Here is a 1,300-nt window from a genome sequence, read left to right on the forward strand (position 1 = left end):
CACTGTGTAAAAATAATTGCTGGTTCTCGCCTACTTGGAAATTCCTTCGGAATTTCCACAGGCTTGGTTAATTTTTGTTATTTTAGGTGCTTAACCCACGCAACTATTCTTACACCAAACGTTGTGGTGCATACAAACTGAATGAAGAACATTTTAATAATATTAGGAATTTTAATTGGAATAATCGGACTGATTTTTCTCGCTCTTTCTATTGCTGCTTATCGAAGACGACCGAAATTCAATAACAAAGGGTTTACCGCTTTGGAAAAAACATTATTAACCGAACTTTACGAAATGTTTGATTCGGAAATCCAAACAAAGCTAAAAATTCAAATTGAATATTTTGAACCTAAAAGAAAATGGAGACAATATTGGGAAAAAAGTATGTCTGTCGAACTTTACGGAGATAATGAAAATCCTCTTTCTGACAATTTTAGATACAAGAGAAAGGATGAAAGCAAACTGGCAACAATTAGATTCAAAGTCAATAGCGACAAATATTACATAGAATTTGACAATAATGATGGACGAATTTGGGGCTGGAAAATTAGACCTAATCCAAAATCTATTATAAAAGTAAAAGCAATTAATGTTACGAGTAAGAAAATAAATAATGACCCAAATAGTTTTGCTCAAAGCACTTTCAAAAAAGAAAAACTTAAATCGATTCCAACATTTGATGGACTACTCGGAGAATTAAATAACATTCAATCTATAAATCAAATTTTTCAACCAATTGACTCTAAATACTTGGGAAATTACACGAAAAGTATTGACTCAAAACTACCTAATGAATATCTCAAAATCATTGAGAAATCGGAAGGAGTTGATTTTGGAAATTTTAGAATACTTGGAGTATCCGAAATATATTCTACAGGACTTGACGATGGAAATTACTACCATTTGGTGGAATTTGATGATGGAGTAATTACAGTAAAAGAGGAAGATAAAAGTGGAGCAATTTATTATTGCCACTATTCCGGACTTTTGGACAATTTAGGAACTGATTTCAGGAAAATAATATTTGATAAAGTAAAAAGTACGACACCACAACACCGTGTATAAGCCATTGCTGGGTCTGTGCCCATCTGGAAAATTTTTGGGAATTTTCCAGCGGAGTTTTGTACTTTTAATGTTCCGTGCTTTAACACGCAACGGCTCATACACATCAACGTTGTGGACAAGTCGAAAGAAGCAAAATATTATGGAAATCGACACCTGAAAGAACCGTGAAAAAAGTTTAGGCTTATCTACAAAATGAAAATACGGTTTTTGGGCTAAGGAATCCCAAAATCCCCAC

General features: G+C 33.3%; 1 protein-coding gene. It reads left to right on the forward strand.

Features of this window, described 5'->3' with window-relative positions:
* The first annotated feature begins 141 nt into the window (after window positions 1-141).
* Window positions 142-1,065, forward strand: a complete 924-nt coding sequence (locus tag ES711_RS16150) for a hypothetical protein (RefSeq protein ID WP_146894341.1) — start codon at window positions 142-144, stop codon at window positions 1,063-1,065.
* The last annotated feature ends 235 nt before the right edge of the window (window positions 1,066-1,300 follow it).

The sequence above is a fragment of the Gelidibacter salicanalis genome (genome assembly GCF_007997285.1).
GTDB classification, from domain to species: Bacteria; Bacteroidota; Bacteroidia; order Flavobacteriales; family Flavobacteriaceae; genus Gelidibacter; species Gelidibacter salicanalis.